Below are 252 nucleotides of genomic sequence, written 5' to 3'. Positions count from 1 at the left end.
ACTTCAACATTTACATGTCTAACATCTAATTTAAAACCTTCAACGGCTTGTAATACTACGTCTTTGTGTTTTGGGTCTGTGTTAAAAAATGAGAAGCTGTCTTTTACATCTACTTTGTAGAAATCATCTTTTTCTAGTCCTAATAGATCTCGCAAGAAATCTTTTAAGCTCATCCAGTCAAAGTCGTATTTATTACCCACATTCAAGAAATAACGCACACTATCGGTGTCGTCTCTATACTCTCTTTCGCTT

1 protein-coding gene is annotated in these 252 nt (G+C 34.5%); it reads right to left on the bottom strand.

Annotation, left to right across the window (positions count from 1 at the left end):
• A partial coding sequence (locus ACY2RS_RS15690) for a DbpA RNA binding domain-containing protein (RefSeq protein ID WP_490099600.1) occupies positions 1–252 on the bottom strand: 252 nt, incomplete at both ends.

Source organism: Patiriisocius sp. 208BN25-11 (genome assembly GCF_058147145.1).
The sequence above is the reverse complement of the archived record's forward strand: the minus strand, read 5'-3'. Positions and strand labels throughout refer to the sequence as shown.